The organism is Enterovibrio norvegicus DSM 15893, assembly GCF_900115495.1.
GTDB lineage: Bacteria > Pseudomonadota > Gammaproteobacteria > Enterobacterales > Vibrionaceae > Enterovibrio > Enterovibrio norvegicus.
In genome coordinates this window covers 20,897-37,484 of sequence record NZ_FOWR01000003.1, presented here as the reverse complement: position 1 = coordinate 37,484, position 16,588 = coordinate 20,897, and the positions used below count along the sequence as shown (strand labels likewise).

Below are 16,588 nucleotides of genomic sequence, written 5' to 3'. Positions count from 1 at the left end.
CTCTCAGCTAAAAAAGCGCATGACGGGAAACCACATGCGCTTTTTTATGCCCAGTGAAATGTGTCTTGTCCATTATTTCAAATGTTGTCTGTATTAATAACTGATTGTGTTGATCGAAATATTAATAGTGAGTGTCAACCTCCATTTATTACGAGATAAGTTTCATTGTGACAATTTACAATCTTGATATCAAAACGTCTCACAAATGGTAATGAATAATAAGTAATCATAAGAATGCTAATTTGGTGTCGTTTTTTAATTGTTAACGCGAGCGAGATCGATGTTAACGGATTGTTACGGTTAATCATCTCCACTACGCTATTTAAACCCAATAAAGGAGGTGGTTTGAAATGCGTAAATTATTACCCATGTTGTCACTCGCGGCAGCGACCTTTTCATTCTCTACTTTTGCTGCAATTGGCAATCATCCCGTGGTACTCGTTCATGGCTTACAGCCAGGGCAATTAGCCTCTCAACCCAATGCGGACGGCGTTCGTGCCGATGGTGAAGCATACTGGGAAGAGTTCTGGTTAGCCCGAGCGGATGAACGAATTGATTGGCCTTCGCAGGAACGGATTGCAGGTAAAATATCCAGTGATTATATTTGGCCTAAATTAAAACAACTCTCTCAAAATAATACTTGCGCGAACGGTTGTATATTTGTCACGCACTCAACAGGTGACTTGGTTACACGTTATATTTTAGATAATCAAGAAAACTGGCTTTTAAACGAAGGTTTACAGCCTTTAAATATTATCTCCACGTTTGATTTTGCTGGAGCAGGTGGTGGATCTGAATTGGCAGATTTAGCCGTTAATGTTGCAGAAGGCGGCGGTGTTTTAAACGCAACGCTAAGATTGGCCCTCTCTTTGTGGATGGGAGAAATACCAAACAGTGAGAACACTGGTGTATTAAACGATCTAAAAATCTCCAATGCTCGGCAAATAGCGCCTTTCCCTGATGCACGCGTTCCTCGTGTGCGCTTTGTGGGGGATGACAGCGAATACTTTGGTGTGACCTCGCCATTCTTACCAGGGCATGATGATGGCGTAGTCTCAGCTCATTCATCGTGTGGTGCGAGCACTGCTGGAGATTTCAACAGCTGTTCTCGTTCTGTCGCGTTTGATGGCAAGGTCGCCAACCAATCTCGCGGTGTGTCGAGCTTTATGCCGCAGCACTACCCAATGTTGATGGGTGATGGATACGGACATGGTGAGCTGATTGGCAACAGTCACCAAGGTAAAGTGACGGCCGCAGACAGCGCAATCTCACTTGGCAACGGACAAACGGTGTCAGTTAACACCTCTGACTCTTGGTCTTGGTGGAACTGGGCGACGTTCCGTTACGTAGATGGCTCACAAAACGCCACCATGTCGGAGCTGGTCTCAGATCTGCTCTGAGTGTTTGTGGTTAAATGAAATCCGAGAGCGGTGAGTAAAGGTAGGAGATCTGTGCCTCCTGCCTTTCCGCTCTTTTTTGCCATTACAGGTTTCTACACATACAGGCGAGATGCGATGGATAGAAAAGTGTTGCCCGTGTTGATTTGCGCATGCGTGTTGGCAGGTTTTATCACGGTGGTTTATTGGACAGACGATGCACCTAGCGCCGCAAAAGACAAGCCTGTCGACAACGCACCATCGATGGCATCCCCGTCGAGTGAGCCAATGTTCGTTGCTGCAGTGCCAAAGAAGACGGTAGAGCAGCGCGTTGAGCCGCCCATCGCGGTTTCTGCAGAAGAAATGCGGGTAGACATGCCCCAAGCAATCACGGCACAGCTTTCCCAAATTGCCCATACTTTCGAGCAAGAATTGTATTATCCAAGCTATTCTCAGCCGATTGCTGATGCGAGTAGCCCATACCTCACACCCAATGCTTTCAGTGAAGTGGAAATGCCGATCCTCGGCGGCAACCATTCTGCCAGTATCGTGTTGGACCAATATCGATTCTTCTACCCAGACGCAGTGCCATTCAAAGTGCGCAGTTCGTTGCCCGTGCAATCACTCCGTTACGAGGTGATTAACATTGACTCGAAAGAGGTATTGGCAACGGGAGAGAGCGACAGCAACCAAGCGCAAATTAAAGGTGAGACTGATTGGCCACAACAAGTGCGTTTGAAGGTGACGGCCTTGTTTTCAAACAAAGGGTCATCCAGTGGCGGTGAAGAAATACTCACCACAGACTTTGGTTACCAAAACCCTGTGGCGAAAGTCGTCGGCCACCAACCTGCCTATGCCGATGGGACGGATTGGGTGATTCCTGTTGATATTGATGCCACTGAGAAAGGGGTTTACCGTTTACGTGCGAATCTGTTCAAAGAAGATGGCTCTCCCGTTGCTGTGCTCACACAGAAAACCCGTTTAGGGGAAGGGGATGGTGAGATCATTCTCAAGGTTCATAAGTCGGTATTGAACAGCGGCAAAGAAACCTACCAGCTTAAAAATATTCAGTTAGAGCGCATGTCCGGCAGACCCGGCGAAGAAGCGAGTTACGGCATGAGTGATTTACCGGTTTTGGATTTGGGCGAGCTAAACAATGACGCACTCTCGAGCGATCCTTACCAGCCATCAGAACAAGAACGGCAAAAGCTCGAGTTCCTCAAGCAACTGGCGGGAGAAGCATAAGCGTTTCTAGTTTCTAGTTTCTGCTTCTTCTGCTCTTCCTGCTCTTCCCCCATTGACCCGTCTAAAGGTGACGGGTTGATAATGCTTTCACACCTTGTGTGACGTTATTCAAGGTCATGAACAGTAGGAAGGAGTACATACCCATGACACATTCACTCTTACACACAGATATCGCTTTCGTTGCAAGCGTTGAAGAATGTTCATTTCCAGTGGAGGATTTCAACCATCGCGCACATGTGCGATTGGCCTATGCCTACTTTGTGGATAACGATACCGAGTCATCGAACAACTTGTTAAGAAAAGCGCTTGTTGGTCTTTTGCAATTTAACGATATCGCACCTTCCGCGAAATACCATGAAACGCTGACCAAGGCATGGTTGCTTGCGGTGAATCATTTCATGCACCACACAGACACATGCGACAACGCCGATATGTTCATTGATCTGAATCCACAGCTACTTGATAGTCAAATCATGATGACGCATTACACTAAGGCGCGCTTATTCTCAGAGGAAGCGCGTCATACGTTCATCGCGCCTGATCTCGACGCGATCCCTGAATATGCGTAATTTGTGACTGTTAAAAAGGAAGTATTACAACATTGGGGGCGGGGTAAGACTGAGAAAAGATAAGCATGGCTCACCTCTTCTCAACCTGATTATGCTCGATGGCTATTCGCTGGCGTGACCCGAGAATGTTATTTGTTGCTGAGCTCCGCTATTGAAAACCAAGGCTCTTTAGCTGCGCATCCACATCGTTTCTCGCTTCGTTGATCACTCGTTCATCTTGGCTATCGAGTGCGTGTGTAAAGTGAAGGATCAGTTGCTCTACAAGGTGACGTTCTTCCGCGAGCTTTTCTTCATAGAGGCGGTTGAGCTTTTCTGACAACGCAATGTTGGGGAGTTTTTCGCGAGGGTGAACCTTCAACTTTGCCAAACGCTCACGGCTTGCGGCTTTGTCGTCGTCGCTCATGCCGATAGGCGTCCGATCGATGACTTTCTGCGTGGTTTGCTTGTTTGAGACCACGGTAACATCCACTTCAAGCAAACCATTAATGTCATAGCTAAACCGCACATCAATGGCTTCTTCCCCGGCGTGGTTCTCAGGCACCTCGACTTCAAACTCATTGATGAAGATGTTTTCACGTACCCAAAAACGCTCCCCTTGGTACACCGCAATGCGAACAGAATCTTGCTTGTCGCTGGTGGTATAAAACCGTTCCTCGCGGGATGTTGGGATCACGGTATTGCGTTCAATGATAGGGCTGAACACTCCGGATTGACCATTGCGGCTGGACGCAATGCCTAAGCTGAAAGGCGACACATCCGTCAATACGATTTCTTCTACGGCTTCGTCACGTAAACGACATGCCGCTTGTGTTGCTGCGCCCATCGCAACCACCAAATCAGGGTCGAGCGTGATCTTACCGAATCGACCAATCAAACGTGTGGCAAGTTGTTGAACATGGCGCAGGCGGGTTGCGCCGCCGACAAAAATCAGTTCATCAATGTCGCTTGGGCTGATGCGCGCATCACTTAATGCTTGGCGCAATGGTTGCGACAAACGTAATAGGGTGCTTTTCCAGATCTCATCAAGCTGGTGTTGAGTGAGTGAAACAGATTTTGCGAAAGGTTCGGGAAGAGAAATGACGAAATCGGCATCGTTGGATTTCTTTGCTTGTTCGCACGCACTAAAGATTTTGGCAATGTCAGCTAATGCCAATTCGCCGTCGTCTGTTTTAACGTTATCAATGACATGATCAGTAAGTTTTTGTGTGAAATCTTCGCCGCCGAGACGGTTATCCCCAGCAGAAGCACGCACATCCACGAACCCATCTTGGTGTTCCACCACAGTGACATCAAATGTGCCGCCGCCCAAATCAAACACCAGAAAGCGACGTTCATGGGATTCATGAAGGCTGTAGGCAAGGCACGCGGCAGTCGGCTCGTTGATAAGACGAACTGCTATCAAATCCGCTAGCTCAGCAGCAAGGTGGACTTGCTTACGTTGCTGGTCGCTGAAATACGCAGGCACAGAAATAACCACTTCGCTGATGGGCTCACCCAGATAGGCTTCCGCATCGGCTTTTAGCGAGCCAAGGATCAGCGCGCAGAGTTCCGTTGGGGTATAGCGGTTCTCACCAAGCTCAAAGGTCTTATTGGTGCCCATGTAGCGTTTGAATGCAGCCACGGTTTCCGCCGGGCGTGTGATCAAGCGGGAATGTGCTGCATCGCCCACTAAAACTTGCCCATTGTCATCAATGCTCACGACGGAAGGGGTGAGGTATTTGCCTAACACGTTCGGAATGAGTTCGGCTTCTCCTTGCCGCCAGACAGCAATGGCACTGTTCGTCGTGCCTAAATCAATGCCGATGGCCAGTGTGTCTTTTTTGGTCATCTTTTACGTCCATTGTAAGTCTTCTCAATTCGAGAGAATAACAGTTGAGACTCACTGACGAAATGCCCTATTTCAAGACTTCAGAGCCAGACAAAGAAATGCATGAAAGCAACACATTGCGTTGCCGCAGAAGGCCTGATTTTCAGTGAAACATGGGGGGATTCCCGCGAGCATCATTTAATGAAATATGGTGTGATTTTATAGAGAAATAAACAAGAGTGTAAAAAAATACGACAGTAATGACTCTTATATGAATCATTTGTATTAATAAATTTATTCGCGACTTTAAAAAAATGATCTTATCGTCAACGCTCATTCTATTACTACGTAATTATTTTAATGGTTTTCTTCGCTGAATTCGACGCGTTTGGCGGTGGGATATTAACGTAAATTTGGATTTCTTCAGGAACCCATAAATGGATGATGTAAGCAAAGTAAAAAGAGACATATTCTTTCTGTCTATCAAAGAGTCGTTTATCAGTACGGTTCCCTATGTGGTCCTTTCTTCGATCATCGTATTGATTAATCAGTTTTTTATTTTGACAGGCCTACAGTTCTACATTGTTGATAGTGCGATGCTAACAACCATTATCAATTATATGAATGAGTTTTTTCCTTTGATGCTTATGACATCAATTGCTTATCATTTTTCTAAGCGTAATAACATCAACAATATATTTATTATTACCTTGTCTTTTTCTATTTTTATTACGGTAGAGTCGATTATCCATTCAGCCAATAGTCGTTGGTTACTTCACGATGCGGGTGTGTCGTTTTTTGTCCTCGTTATACCCATTTTTTCAGTGGTGCTGTTTAACTTTATCCCAAAGTTTGAAACTAAAATGTCACTGAATAACGCGCAGCTTTCGAATGTCTTTTATCACCTTAAATCGTTTATCCTAATCTATTTCCTTTCTCTTTTCATGTATTTAGCGTTATTGTGGGTTATTGACCGATCTGTGGCGATCATTGATTTGCAGCTAGATTTGGGTCTCCTCACTCAAATGACTTTGAGAACAGGGTTTTCTCAACTGCTTTGGTTTATCGGATTGCATGGGCCAAACACGCTGTCCATTGTCATTCCTAATATCAATTTAGAAACGATTTTCATTAACAATATTTCATATAAAGCGTTTTACGATATTTTTGTGGTGTATGGTGGGTCGGGGTCGGGCTTATCTTTGATTTTGGCTGCGCTGATCTACTCAAAAGATAAACATATTTCAAAAGTTGCTAGACTGTCTTTCCCTTTTTCTATCTTTAACATCAACGAGATACTAATTTATGGCCTACCCATAGTTTTAAATCGCTACCTCCTTTTGCCTTTTGTACTCGTGCCCATCCTGAATATATTTATCGCTTACTTGTATGTTGGTTTCTTCGGTATCAACGTTGTGACTAATGGCGTCTCATGGGTAACCCCTGTGTTTGTGAATGCATTTATGGCCACTGGCGGTGATTTAGGGGCATTACTGTTGCAATTTGTTTTGCTTCTTCTCGGTGTTTTTATCTATTCACCGTTCATGAAGAAATACTCACTGACGCAATCTTCTTCAAATCATTTGGAGCGACTAAAGAATAACCTTGAAATGATCGAGCTTTTAGAGGCAAATGAAGGCGTAAAGTCCAATCAAGCTGAGTCGAGAATAATAAAATCAAATCAAGAGGTTGAGAAAATAGTGAATTACATCAGTGCGAAAAAACTGATGGTTCACTACCAGCCCAAAGTGGATGTGGAAAAACAGCGCTGCTCTTCGTTTGAAGCCTTACTGCGTATTAAGAGAGATGATGGAACAATATCTGGCCCTTTCTTTTTAGAGTCTCTCGAATTGGCTGGGCTCGCGAGCATTATCGACCTATGGGTTTGCCGAGAGGTACGCCGGCATTTTCATGTTTGGCGGCTAGGCGCATTCTCGCCCAAAATTGCGGTCAATATTCATCCTGATACGCTGATTGACAACAATGCCATTGGCCAAATCATCGAAGAGTTGAAGGGAATGAACGTGGAGTTTGAGATCATTGAGCGGGATTCAATCAAAGATCCAAGATCGCTCTCGAACATTCTGAGGTTGCATGACAATGGTTTTGGTATCTCCATTGATGACTTTGGCGTGGGGTATTGCTCATTTGAAGCCATCACATTTTTGCCGGTTGATACGGTTAAAATCGACAAATCTTTGATCGATGTAATTGATGGCGAGAAGGGGTTCTATATTTGTAAGAACATTTTGGAGTTGTGTAATGACCTTGGTATGGACTGCGTTGCGGAAGGCGTTGAAACCGAACTTCAATACCTTAAATTGAAGCAGATGGGCTTTAAATACATTCAGGGCTATTACTTCGCTAAGGCCATGTCGTTCAAACAAATACAGGTTTTTGAACCGAAGTTTCGCCGATATGATATTCACAGTGAGACCAAAGAAAGCCTGATCTGAATAAAAAGAGGCGCAGTATGAGCGCCTCTTTTTTGTTTGCGGGTTTTATCCGAACAGGTAAATTCCCAACAACACCCATGCCGCAATGGCCAAGGTTTCAATGACGACCATGAGAATCGGTTCATAGCCGATGGTAAAGAGTTTCTTGACCGAGGTTTTGATGCCCAATGCAGCCACTGCAGAGACCAAACACCAAGAAGACAAGCCCGATAAGGTGTCTGTGACCGTGACTGGCAGGATGTGGGCGCTATTGATCGCAACACAAATACAAAATCCGATGACGAAGAATGGCAGTAACGGAATGTCTGATTTCCCGCCAGTCTGTTCAGGATGACGACGGAAATACAGGGAAATTACCAGAATCACAGGAACGAGCAGGGCAACACGAAGTAGCTTGGTGATGGTGGCAAATTCGCCCGCTTGTGGGGAGATGGAATACCCAGCGCCAACCACCTGTGCGACGTCGTGGATCGTGCCGCCGATAAAGATGCCCGCCAGTCGATCATCAAACCCCAGCACGTTGACGAAAATCGGGTAAATCACCATGGCGATAGTACTGAACGCCGTGACTGCAATAACGGTAAAAAGAGTGTTTCGTTCACTGTATTGGTGCTTAGGAAGTACTGCTGAAATGGCCAGTGCAGCGGAAGCGCCACAAATGGCCACTGAGCCGCCTGTTAACAAGCCAAATTGAATACGTCGTCCCAGTATTTTTGCTACCAACATGCCGATGCTGATCGTCAATGCGATCCCGCAGGCTACCCAGATGAGTATTTCCCACCCCAGTGATGTCATTTCTTCCATGGTGATACGAAGGCCAAGCAGCGCGACGCCAAAACGGAGCACTTTCTTTGCAGCAAACTCAATGCCAGGCTGGCATTTGGAATCGTTCGCAAGAAAGTGAAAGGCAATGCCCAATAAGAGAGCAAACAGCATTTGAGGCGCACCATAATGCGCCGAGAGAAACGTCGCGGCAGCCGCGACAGTCACAGAAAGCAGAAGGCCAGGGGCGAGAGAGCCAGCGCTCTGTCGCATTGATTGCCAGCTAGGAAGACGTTGTTGGGTTTTTGGCAGCATGAATAACGCTCCGTGTTATTGGTAATTATTGATTTTTATTGGGATGAGCCAATGCATTTAGCTCATCCATTGTCGCGTTTGTAAGCTGCAAACCTTCTCTCAATACTCGTTCGCGTCGCACAATGCGCTTTGTGCCGGGCAGCCGAACCCCTTGTTGTTCACACATCGCGATAAAGAGTTGCTCTAGACGTTCAGCAAAATGTGAGCCGGAAAGACTTGGGTCGATGGCAATCACTGAATGACCAATAGCGGGTGCGCCGCCGTCGGTTGAGAAGAACGATGAGGCTTCAAACGCATAATTAGCGCCAGTTAACGTCGCGGAAAGGATTTCAACCATGAGCGCTAAAGACGCGCCTTTTGCGTCACCAATGGGCAGCATCGACCCTTTTAGGGCTTTGTTTGGATCTGTGGTGGGCACACCTTGGTCATTAATGGCCCAATCCTCTGGAATCAAATCGCCTTGTTTTCGCGCAAGCAGCACTTTTCCGCGCGCGACTTTGCTCAAGCTCATGTCTATCACGAGCGGCGGTGCATTTTCACGTGGTACAGAAAATGCGATGGGGTTGGTGCCAAAAATAGGCTTGAAACCACCCCAAGGGGCGATAGCTTGCGGGCTATTGGAAAAGATCAGGGCAATGCAGCCTTGTTTCGCAATGCGCTCGGCGTGAAAACCAGCCTGGCCGAAGTGATGAGAACGATACACGGTAGCAAGGGCAATGCCTTGTGCTTTTGCCATTGCGGGTAACAGGCTCACCAGCTTATCCATGGCGGGAAAGGCAAAGCCTAACTCTGCATTAACGTGGCACACACTGGGCTTGGGTATGTCGATTCTGGGTGTGGCATCCCCAACAACCTTTCCGCACTTCACCTGATCGATGTACGCAGCGAGGCGGGACAAACCGTGCGCGGGTTGGCCGTCTATTTCTGCTTGGATCAGGGCGTTGGCGACGGAGGTGGCGTTTACGTGTGAAACACCGTGTTGTTCAAGAGATGAAATTACGAGGTTTTTGGCGTGGCTTGGGTCAACCGTTATCGTCATGACTACATCCTTTGTCCTGTCGCTATTGCGGTGTTCGTGCTTGGGTATATGGGGTTGTCACGCTGAGTTTGGCGCTCTGAGAAAAGCCTGCGCTCAACGCGGAGAAAGAGACGCCGAGTTTCCTCGGCGTAAATCTTGTTCCAAGACCTCTCGGCGAACGCTGATGCTTCTGGCATTAAGCATCGTCGATGGGCTTGGACCCCTGTTTCTATGCGCTTCAGTCGCGTCGAGTAACTGCAGCACTTGGCGCTATGTCGGCGCATAGAAACAGGGTTGGTTCATAAAACCACGCTAGTGCTTATGCACTGCGGTATAGCTTGGTCAGTACGAATTCACGGTGACCAAGAGATTCCGCTGCCGTGTAACGGCCGTTTGCTGTACGAAGTGTCATGTCGATCAGCGCATCACCCGCTGAGTCCATGTTCAATTCGCGAGCAAGAATGCCAGATACATCAACATCGATGTGCTCGCCCATGGTACGCACGGTACGTGGGTTCGCAGTGATCTTGATAACAGGCACAATCGGGTTACCGATAACGTTACCTTGACCCGTAGGGAAGAGGTGAACGGCAAAACCCGCGGCGGCTTGCAACGTCACACACTCTGCTGCTGCAGAAGAGGTGTCCATGAAGTACAGACCAGGGCCTGCTGCTGGGCGCTCAGCGGGCGTCAACACATCAACGAACTGGGTGTGCTTACCAATTTTCTGATAGTTACCAAACGCTTTCTCTTCGATGGTGGTCAAGCCGCCCAAGATGTTACCTTTGGTTGGTTGGCTGTCAGACAAGTCAGAGGTTTTGTGTGGTTCGATAACCTCGTCCATGTACGCTTGCCATGTGTTCAAGAATTTCTCGCCAATCTCTGGAGAAACAGCGCGTGTTGCACAGATTTGCTCTGCACCTGTGAGTTCTGAGGTTTCACCGAAACACAGGGTTGCACCTTGTGCAGACAGCTTGTCACACAGGTTACCCACGGTTGGGTTAGCAGCTAGGCCAGATGTGGTATCAGACTCGCCACACTTCATTGAAATCCATAGCTCGCTAACATCACACTCTTCACGTGTGATTTCACTTGCTGCTTGTACATACTCTTTTGCAACGCGAGAAGCCGATGCAATGGTGTTGATGTCGCCGTTTTGCTCGATTGCAAAGCCTTGCACTGGCTTACCTGATGCGGCAATACCTTCAACAACGCGTGCCGTCCACTCAGGTTCAATACCGATAACAACCACAGCGGCTACGTTCGGGTTACAACCTGTACCAATCAACGTACGGAAGTGAAGTTCTAAATCTTCACCAAACTGAAGGCGACCGTATGGGTGTGGAATGGCCAATGTGCCTTTAATGTTGTTAGCAACGGCTTCACATGCTGCGTTCGACAAATCGTCTAATGGCAAAATGATGACATGGTTACGTACACCAACACGGCCATTCTCGCGGCGATAGCCCATAAATTTATAGTTGCTCATGGCTTACCACCTCTTCGTTTTAACGTTTTGAACGTGAACATGGCCGCCTTTGGCAATGTCTGCGATTGCTTTACCGATGTCGTTGTCGTACTTCAGGATAGTGTCGCCATCCTTAATGTCGTTTAGTGCGACTTTGTGCCCCAGAGGGATTGCATCTAGTGCAAGTACTTCGATGGTTGCATCCGTGTCCATCACCCATCCAACAAGCGTTTGGCCAGCTTCTAAGCCCTCAACCACAATCACGCCAACGGAGTCGGTCGAATCGTGGACGAGAAAATCTGGTTTTTGCATTTTCATCTCCTTTTGAATAAAACGATCTTTCTTTTCTTGGGTTACTTTTCGGGCCGCAGCACGACTTTGGCAGCGGCTATACGTCCGTTAAGTAAGTCGTCAAAAGCGTCCGCACCTTCACTGAGCGGGCGTTCTTGAATCCAGTCCAGCGCGCCTAACGCGCCGTTATGCATGGCTTCCACAGTCGCGTGGAAATCTTGCATGGTGTAGGTGTAGCTGCCTGTGAAGGTCACTTCTTGCAACGTGAATTTGCGTACATCAAGCCCTTCAATGCTGTCTTGTAAGCCCACATGAACAACCACTCCACCGGGTTTCACGGCGTCTGATGAACCCATGCGGGTATGTTTGTTACCCACACAATCCACCACCAAATCGATGCTGTTACTGGCAACGAGCGGGTTGGAAAGTGGGTCGAATACGGTGCAAACGCTGGTGGTTTTTACCGTTTCTCGGCGCAGCTCATTGGTTTCGGCCAAGAAGATTTGACGACAGCCTTGTGCGTACAAAGACAGTGCGGCTGCGAGGCCGACAGCACCGCCGCCATACACTAATGCTTTGCTTTCTACCAAAGGACGATTCACTAAGTTCGCGCCCTTGGTGACCGCATGCCAGCCCGTTGCAATAGGTTCGGCCAATGATGCTGTTGCCATCGACATGCCTTCAGGAACCGGCACCAAATTACGTTTTGGAATGGCAACGTACTCGGCAAATGCGCCTTGTCTTGGTGGCATGGAAATGATTTCGCGGCTTCCACATTGGTTTTCAAAACCCGTTCGGCAGTAACTGCAATGACCGCAGCTCACCAGTGGGTTGATCACCACGGCTTGACCATCGAGATCGCGATTGCCGGTGTTGTCTGCGCCGCGAACAAAGCCTGCGCCTTCATGCCCTAAAATCAGTGGGGCAGGGCGGCGAGAATCGTGACCGAGGTAAGCATGAAGATCTGAACCACAAATGCCGACGGCGTTGATTTGCACCAAGACTTCGTCATCACGAAGGGTTGGCATGGCCGCGTCTTCGATATAGGTCAGTGATCGTTCTCCGGTATACACCAGTGCTTTCATCGTGCTTTCCTTTTGGTCTGTGTGCGTGTTGTCTCGCTGAGTGTTCTTACACGTTGGCGTGCTAACCTTGTTATTTCGCGGTATAGCCGCCATCCAGCGAGATCATTTGACCTGTGATGTAATCCGAGGCGCGTGACGCCAAGAACACGGTCAGGCCATCAAAGTCTTCCAATTCACCGTTTCGCCCAATGGCTGTCATCTTCGCGTGATGTTGCGCAAGGGCATCATCCGTAAATACCCGTTCTGTCAGCGGTGTTTGGAAAAAGCCTGGTGCGATTGCGTTGGTGGTGACACCTTGGCTTGACCATGCTTCTGCCATGGCGCGGGTTAACTGCGCCACACCGCCTTTTGACGCGCCGTAAGGCATCGAGTTGGCAAAGGCGCGGTACGATTGCAGCGAGCCAATATTGATGATTTTTCCTCGTCCTTTTTCCAGCATGCCCGGTAAACAGGCTTTGCCAAGGAAGAAGGGCACTGAGAGATTGAGGTTGATGGTTTTATCCCAACTCTCGATGGAAATATCCTCTGCGGGCTCGCGCAAATTAACGCCTGCTGCATTGACCAAAATGTCCGGCGCACCGAAGTGAGACGAGGCATTTGCGATGACGTCAGGCAACATCTCACGTCGTGTTAAATCCGCGACAACCACTGCAGAATCCCCACCAGACCCAGCGATTAACGCTGCGGTTTGTGACAAGGTCTCTACGTGGCGACCTGCCAATAACACCTTTGCTCCTGCTTGAGAAAGGGCAAACGCCATGCGTTGTCCAATGCCCGAGCCTGCGCCTGTCACTAATGCGACGTGTCCTGTTAGGTCAAATAAGCGGTTTAACGTGTTGCCTGTCATTTCATCTTCCTTTTGGCTACAACTTGTGTCGGCGAATGTGTATTGGCTTATTCAGGTTTCAGGTTGAATTGCTCTTCTGGGAAATACTTCGCCAGACGTGCATCACCGGTTTTCGCGTGTGCTTCCATGCCTTCAAGGCGTGAAATACGTGCGGTCACCTGTGCAACGTCTTTACTCGCTTCAATTGATGAACGCTGATACGTCACTACTTTGATGAATTTGCCCACACTCAGGCCACCTGTGTATTTCGCCGCACCTTTGGTTGGAAGAATGTGGTTCGGGCCTGACGTTTTGTCGCCAAATGCCACGTTGGTTTCTTCACCAAGGAACAGTGAACCGTAGTTGCGCAGGTTCTGAAGCCACCAATCGAGGTCTTCTGCGTGAACTTCTAAGTGCTCAGACGCATATTCGTCGCTCACTTTTACGGCTTCTTCGCGTGTGTCATAGATGATCACTTCGCCATAATCGCGCCATGCCGCTTCAGCAGATTTGCTGTTCAATTCTGGCAATTCAGCAATCAGTTCTGGCAGGCGCTTCATGACGGTTTCCGCCAATTCTTCCGAGTCTGTCAGCAACCATGCAGGGGTGTTCGGGCCGTGTTCCGCTTGACCGAGAAGGTCAACCGCAACAAGTTCTGGGTCCGCATTTTTGTCTGCAATCACCATCACTTCTGATGGACCTGCAAACATGTCGATACCGACGCGGCCATAAAGCTGACGTTTTGCCTCGGCAACGAATTGGTTACCTGGGCCAACGAGGATGTCTGCTGGGTGCCCCGTGAATTGACCGAATGCCATGGCTGCGATGCCTTGAACGCCGCCAAGGTTAAGCACGGTGTCTGCGCCACACAGTTTTAATGTGTACATAATGGCTGGGTGCATGCCGCCATCGCGACCCGGCGGTGAACACGCAATCACGTGGTCAACACCCGCAACTTTGGCGGTAGTGACTGACATGATGGCGGAAGCGATGTGTGAATAACGGCCACCTGGGACATAACAGCCTGCGGCTTGCATTGGGATCAAGCGCTGACCTGCAAACAAACCGGGTGACAGTTCTGTTTCGAATTCGCTCATACTTGCGAGCTGTGCTTTTGCAAAGTCACGAACACGTTCGTAGGCAAAGTGGATATCTTTTTTCAGCTGCTCAGGCACTTTGTCAGCCGCTGCGTCGATCTCTTCTTGAGAGACCACAATGTCACCGTGCCAGTTGTCGAACTTCTGCGTGTAAGCAATGCAGGTTTCTTCCCCGCCGAGTTCGATTTCCTTCAGCATGTTTGAAACGATTTCACGTACATCGTCTTCACCTGTTGCTGCAGTTTTTTCAGCTTTTTTCAGATACTTAACAGCCATGTTGATTAATTCTCCGTTAAATTTTGGGCGCAACTCTCCTGACTGGCTTTTTTGGAAAAAGCCAGAAAGGCATTGGGTTGTAGAGTTAAACCTGTGTTAAGGGCCGTTCTGTTGCGTTGGGTTAATCCAGCGCCCAGAGTGATAGTTCAGGAATAAATGCCAACATAAGTACGACGGTTAGCATTGATAGTACGTATGGTCCGGATCGTGCTGCGATTTTCAGTACTGAAGTCCCTGTCAGTCCGGATACGACAAAGAGGTTCAAACCGAGTGGGGGGGTAATGAAACCCACACCGAGAGATGTCACCATCATGATGCAGAACTGGATATCATCCATGCCTATCTCACGCGCCAAAGGCAGCAGGATAGGGGACAGAATCAAAATGTTCGGCGTCGTTTCCATGAAGCAGCCTGCCAGAATCAAGATGCCGATCATAATGAGCGTCAGGGCAACGTGACTGTCTGTAATCGAGGTCATGCTTTCAACAAATGCCTGCGGAACGTTCAGCGCAGCCAGTGTTTGTGCTAATGGAAGACTTAGCGCAATGATAGGCAAGATAACGCCATTCACTTTTGCCGAGCTTTCTAACATCTTTGGAAAATCACTCACCTTCAACGTGCCTTGGAACAAGCCAATGATGATGGTGGTGACCACTGCAATTGCAGCCGCTTCTGTTGGGGTGAAAATACCTGAGTAGATACCCCCCAAGATAACGAATGGCACCATGAGCGCATAGCGTGCATCAATAACCACCGATATCCAGCGCTTGAACGAGAAACCTTGTCCTGCGTTCTCATAGCCATGAATGCGGTTCATCACGACGTTGGTCAGCATGATGGCACCCATGACCATCAACCCAGGCACAGCGGCAGCAAGGAATAATGTCGAAGCGGATATACCGAGTACCAAACCAATGATGATGTATGCAATGGATGGTGGGATCAGGATGCCTGTACATGCCCCCGCGGCGACTAACGCACACGCATAAGGTTTCGGATAACCCTGTTTCACCAATCTGTCGATGGTCATGCGACCTACTGCTGCGGCACCCGCGGCGTCAGACCCTGAGATACAAGCAAAGAAACCACAACCCAGTACCGTGGCGCTACCAAAACCAGCTCGTGCTCCGCCTACACTGGCCTCCGCAACATCGAGCAGTTTGTTTGAAAGGCCCGTTCGTACCAGCACGTCACCGGTAAGGATGAACAGTGGGACAGCAATCAGCGCGAATGCATCGATGCCATCAAAGAGCGATTCTCCAAACAAAGATAACGGTAAAACGTCCGTAATGTAGAGCAAGGCGATAGAGCCTAAGCCGAGGGAAACCCAGACGGGAACGGCAAGGCCAATCAATACCAGCATGCCAATCACGGGGCCGTAAAACTCCCAGCCGAGGTCGACAAACGCTTCTGTTTGATAATAATTCAGCATGACATTCTCCTAATCGAACAACTTGTTGCCTTCGAACACGGGGGTGCCGTGTATCAGGCTGCGTGTATCACGACGGATCGATTGAGCCAGTCGGAACAACATCAAGGAGAATCCCAGCGGCACTGCCGCCATGAACCATGCCTGGCTGATGCCTAAGCCATGTGTTACTGAGCCGAATTTTAACGATATTTCAATCGGGTGAATTGACCAATAGAAGGCGAATAGCGCAACGATGGTGGTCATCAAATCACCGAACAAGTACACCACTGCTTTACCGCGTTGAGGCAAATAGTGGAGCAATACATCTATACGTATATGTGCACGTTCTTTTACTGCGGCTGACGCGCCTATCCATGCGAGATAGATGAAGGCATAGCGCGCGACTTCTTCCCCCCAAATGGAGGAGTAGCTGAATACAAACCGTCTGAGTACTTCCATTGCGATGGTAATAACGATGGTGCTGTAGAAAAAGAGAAGCAACCAGCGTTCACCATTTTCATCGATGTTCTTTAGTAATGCTTTCATAGGTTGTGTCCACGTACGTTGTAAATATCGAGTGAGCAGC

Annotated in this window: 14 protein-coding genes; 4 read left to right on the top strand and 10 right to left on the bottom strand. The window is 48.4% G+C overall.

Annotation, left to right across the window (positions count from 1 at the left end):
- Nucleotides 1–350: 350 nt before the first annotated feature.
- The 3 genes from BM082_RS02495 (at nt 351) to BM082_RS02485 (ending at nt 3,190) form a co-directional block, all read left to right on the top strand.
- On the top strand, nt 351–1,400 hold the full coding sequence (locus tag BM082_RS02495; protein ID WP_017007639.1) for a hypothetical protein: 1,050 nt from the start codon (nt 351–353) through the stop codon (nt 1,398–1,400).
- Between the two features lie 114 nt (nt 1,401–1,514).
- Nucleotides 1,515–2,621 carry a hypothetical protein gene (locus BM082_RS02490; RefSeq protein WP_017016496.1) on the top strand — a complete coding sequence of 369 codons (1,107 nt, stop codon included), beginning with the start codon at nt 1,515–1,517 and terminating at the stop codon, nt 2,619–2,621.
- A 143-nt stretch (nt 2,622–2,764) separates the two neighbouring features.
- On the top strand, nt 2,765–3,190 hold the full coding sequence (locus BM082_RS02485) for a hypothetical protein (protein ID WP_017007643.1): 426 nt from the start codon (nt 2,765–2,767) through the stop codon (nt 3,188–3,190).
- A 148-nt stretch (nt 3,191–3,338) separates the two neighbouring features.
- On the opposite strand, the gene BM082_RS02480 is transcribed toward BM082_RS02485, so the two are convergent.
- On the bottom strand, nt 3,339–5,018 hold the full coding sequence (locus BM082_RS02480; RefSeq protein ID WP_017016497.1) for an Hsp70 family protein: 1,680 nt from the start codon (nt 5,016–5,018) through the stop codon (nt 3,339–3,341).
- Nucleotides 5,019–5,434: 416 nt separating this feature from the next.
- Here BM082_RS02480 and BM082_RS02475 point away from each other — a divergent pair, with 416 nt between their 5' ends.
- Nucleotides 5,435–7,453: an EAL domain-containing protein gene (locus BM082_RS02475; RefSeq protein WP_017016498.1), complete on the top strand. Its 2,019-nt coding sequence runs from the start codon at nt 5,435–5,437 to the stop codon at nt 7,451–7,453.
- 45 nt (nt 7,454–7,498) lie between these two features.
- On the opposite strand, the gene BM082_RS02470 is transcribed toward BM082_RS02475, so the two are convergent.
- The 9 genes from BM082_RS02470 to BM082_RS02430 all read right to left on the bottom strand — a co-directional run bounded on the left by BM082_RS02470 (nt 7,499) and on the right by BM082_RS02430 (nt 16,548).
- Nucleotides 7,499–8,530, bottom strand: a complete 1,032-nt coding sequence (locus BM082_RS02470) for a YeiH family protein (RefSeq protein WP_074925157.1) — start codon at nt 8,528–8,530, stop codon at nt 7,499–7,501.
- A gap of 25 nt (nt 8,531–8,555) precedes the next feature.
- On the bottom strand, nt 8,556–9,569 hold the full coding sequence (locus BM082_RS02465; protein ID WP_017014744.1) for an Ldh family oxidoreductase: 1,014 nt from the start codon (nt 9,567–9,569) through the stop codon (nt 8,556–8,558).
- 298 nt (nt 9,570–9,867) lie between these two features.
- Nucleotides 9,868–11,037, bottom strand: coding sequence for a UxaA family hydrolase (locus BM082_RS02460; protein WP_017007648.1), 1,170 nt, complete (start codon nt 11,035–11,037; stop codon nt 9,868–9,870).
- Nucleotides 11,038–11,040: 3 nt separating this feature from the next.
- Nucleotides 11,041–11,328, bottom strand: coding sequence for a UxaA family hydrolase (locus BM082_RS02455; RefSeq protein WP_017007649.1), 288 nt, complete (start codon nt 11,326–11,328; stop codon nt 11,041–11,043).
- A 41-nt stretch (nt 11,329–11,369) separates the two neighbouring features.
- Complete coding sequence (locus tag BM082_RS02450) at nt 11,370–12,392, bottom strand: alcohol dehydrogenase catalytic domain-containing protein (protein WP_017007650.1); 1,023 nt, start codon at nt 12,390–12,392, stop codon at nt 11,370–11,372.
- Nucleotides 12,393–12,462: 70 nt separating this feature from the next.
- Nucleotides 12,463–13,239 carry an SDR family NAD(P)-dependent oxidoreductase gene (locus tag BM082_RS02445; protein ID WP_017007651.1) on the bottom strand — a complete coding sequence of 259 codons (777 nt, stop codon included), beginning with the start codon at nt 13,237–13,239 and terminating at the stop codon, nt 12,463–12,465.
- A gap of 47 nt (nt 13,240–13,286) precedes the next feature.
- On the bottom strand, nt 13,287–14,591 hold the full coding sequence (gene hisD, locus BM082_RS02440; RefSeq protein WP_017007652.1) for a histidinol dehydrogenase: 1,305 nt from the start codon (nt 14,589–14,591) through the stop codon (nt 13,287–13,289).
- 121 nt (nt 14,592–14,712) lie between these two features.
- On the bottom strand, nt 14,713–16,023 hold the full coding sequence (locus tag BM082_RS02435) for a TRAP transporter large permease (RefSeq protein ID WP_017007653.1): 1,311 nt from the start codon (nt 16,021–16,023) through the stop codon (nt 14,713–14,715).
- A gap of 9 nt (nt 16,024–16,032) precedes the next feature.
- Complete coding sequence (locus tag BM082_RS02430; RefSeq protein ID WP_017007654.1) at nt 16,033–16,548, bottom strand: TRAP transporter small permease; 516 nt, start codon at nt 16,546–16,548, stop codon at nt 16,033–16,035.
- Between the last annotated feature and the right edge of the window lie 40 nt (nt 16,549–16,588).

What these genes read in the sequence shown, in the direction of transcription:
- BM082_RS02460 (WP_017007648.1), bottom strand. Translation starts at nt 11,037, where the DNA reads ATGAGCAACTATAAATTTATGGGCTATCGCCGCGAGAATGGCCGTGTT.
- BM082_RS02475 (WP_017016498.1), top strand. Translation starts at nt 5,435, where the DNA reads ATGGATGATGTAAGCAAAGTAAAAAGAGACATATTCTTTCTGTCTATC.
- BM082_RS02450 (WP_017007650.1), bottom strand. Translation starts at nt 12,392, where the DNA reads ATGAAAGCACTGGTGTATACCGGAGAACGATCACTGACCTATATCGAA.
- BM082_RS02490 (WP_017016496.1), top strand. Translation starts at nt 1,515, where the DNA reads ATGGATAGAAAAGTGTTGCCCGTGTTGATTTGCGCATGCGTGTTGGCA.
- BM082_RS02445 (WP_017007651.1), bottom strand. Translation starts at nt 13,239, where the DNA reads ATGACAGGCAACACGTTAAACCGCTTATTTGACCTAACAGGACACGTC.
- BM082_RS02480 (WP_017016497.1), bottom strand. Translation starts at nt 5,018, where the DNA reads ATGACCAAAAAAGACACACTGGCCATCGGCATTGATTTAGGCACGACG.
- BM082_RS02470 (WP_074925157.1), bottom strand. Translation starts at nt 8,530, where the DNA reads ATGCTGCCAAAAACCCAACAACGTCTTCCTAGCTGGCAATCAATGCGA.
- BM082_RS02465 (WP_017014744.1), bottom strand. Translation starts at nt 9,569, where the DNA reads ATGACGATAACGGTTGACCCAAGCCACGCCAAAAACCTCGTAATTTCA.
- BM082_RS02485 (WP_017007643.1), top strand. Translation starts at nt 2,765, where the DNA reads ATGACACATTCACTCTTACACACAGATATCGCTTTCGTTGCAAGCGTT.
- BM082_RS02435 (WP_017007653.1), bottom strand. Translation starts at nt 16,023, where the DNA reads ATGCTGAATTATTATCAAACAGAAGCGTTTGTCGACCTCGGCTGGGAG.
- BM082_RS02455 (WP_017007649.1), bottom strand. Translation starts at nt 11,328, where the DNA reads ATGCAAAAACCAGATTTTCTCGTCCACGATTCGACCGACTCCGTTGGC.
- BM082_RS02495 (WP_017007639.1), top strand. Translation starts at nt 351, where the DNA reads ATGCGTAAATTATTACCCATGTTGTCACTCGCGGCAGCGACCTTTTCA.
- hisD (WP_017007652.1), bottom strand. Translation starts at nt 14,591, where the DNA reads ATGGCTGTTAAGTATCTGAAAAAAGCTGAAAAAACTGCAGCAACAGGT.
- BM082_RS02430 (WP_017007654.1), bottom strand. Translation starts at nt 16,548, where the DNA reads ATGAAAGCATTACTAAAGAACATCGATGAAAATGGTGAACGCTGGTTG.